General features: G+C 54.6%; 2 protein-coding genes and 1 pseudogene. All 3 read left to right on the forward strand.

The window, feature by feature from the left end; all coding sequences use genetic code 11:
* Nucleotides 1-347 (forward strand): baseplate J/gp47 family protein (locus ACEPPX_RS11775; protein WP_416624195.1); only part of this gene is annotated, 347 nt, incomplete at its 5' end.
* Nucleotides 340-918 carry a phage tail protein gene (locus ACEPPX_RS11780; RefSeq protein WP_416624196.1) on the forward strand — a complete coding sequence of 193 codons (579 nt, stop codon included), beginning with the start codon at nt 340-342 and terminating at the stop codon, nt 916-918. The genes ACEPPX_RS11775 and ACEPPX_RS11780, both read left to right, overlap by 8 nt.
* Nucleotides 918-1250: pseudogene (locus tag ACEPPX_RS11785) on the forward strand (phage tail protein); the annotation flags it as partial. The gene ACEPPX_RS11780 and the pseudogene ACEPPX_RS11785, both read left to right, overlap by 1 nt.

A 1250-nucleotide genomic window follows, 5' to 3' on the forward strand; every position in this document is an offset into this window, starting at 1 on the left:
CCAAAGCCTTATCTGATGAGCGTATCCGGCCGTTGTGCGACACCGTTACGGTGGCCGCTCCCACCGTTGTGGATTATGCATTGGACGCCGAGCTGGTGCTGTTTACCGGGGTAAATCCGGATGAAGCTGTAGCGGCTGCCAAAGCGTCATGGGCAGCATATGAATCCGCCCGACGCGAAAAGCTTGGACTGGACATTGTGCCTTTGGATATTCAGACGGCTCTGAAAGTGCCTGGCGTATATAACGTGGTGCTGAAGAATCTGCCGCTGCGCGTGGTTAAGGCCAATCAGTGGTCGCGTTGCACATCGGTAAACATTACCGCTGCATCGGAGTACGCCGATGGCTAAATTAACCTACGCCGACATCATTGAGAGAGACCAGCATTACAAGATGCTGGCTGATTTGGGCTTGCGTCTAGCCGATATTGATGTAGCCAAGCTGATGCCCCGGCTGATTAATCTGGTCGCCCCCGAGCATCTAGATTTATTGGCCGAGAGCCGCAGCATATTGGGGGCGGATGGTTATTGGTTGGCCGAGTCCGACCAAATGCGCCGGCGCCTGATTAAAGGCGCATATGAACTGCACCGCTACAAAGGTACACCGTGGGCCATCCGGGAAATTGTGCGACGGCTTGGCTTTGGCGAAGTACAGATTATCGAAGGTATGGGCGGCAAACGGCATGACGGCGAAATCGTGCGCGATGGTCGTTATGCCTACGGTCACAGCGACCGGTGGGCGCACTACCGCATCATCATGAATAACGTCATTACCAATGACCAAGCAGCATTGTTGAGGCACACCCTAAGAGCGTTTGCTCCTGCCCGCTGCGTATTGGCCGCGTTGGACTACCAAGCCAGCGCATTAAGACACAACGGCCGTGCTTTGCGCGACGGCAGATTTAATCGAGGAACCGCATAATGGCTAACTTAACAGAAACCGCCCGCTGGGAAGCCGGTATTTACCAATTTGAAACTTCCGACCCTGTAATGGGTGGGCCGAACGGCATCGATAACCGGCCCACCCGTGAATTGGCAAACCGCACGCTGTGGCTGAAGACCGAGCTGGCCAAAGCCGTGGCCAGCATCGGCCAAAATAAAACCGCAGCCGACCAAGGACTGGCAACCAAGGCGGATAAAACCGTCCGAATCATTGCAGGTAACGGCCTAACGGGTGGTAACACGTTAGAGCAAAATATAACGGTTGCATTGGGTTTACCCGGCAAAATCACTGCCTCTACGACCAACAGCGTA

It is taken from the genome of Neisseria sp. S1 (assembly GCF_048060015.1).
GTDB classification, from domain to species: Bacteria; Pseudomonadota; Gammaproteobacteria; order Burkholderiales; family Neisseriaceae; genus Neisseria; species Neisseria arctica.

Excerpts from the sequence above, each read along its gene's own strand:
- ACEPPX_RS11780 (WP_416624196.1), top strand. The coding sequence starts at position 340 with ATGGCTAAATTAACCTACGCCGACATCATTGAGAGAGACCAGCATTAC.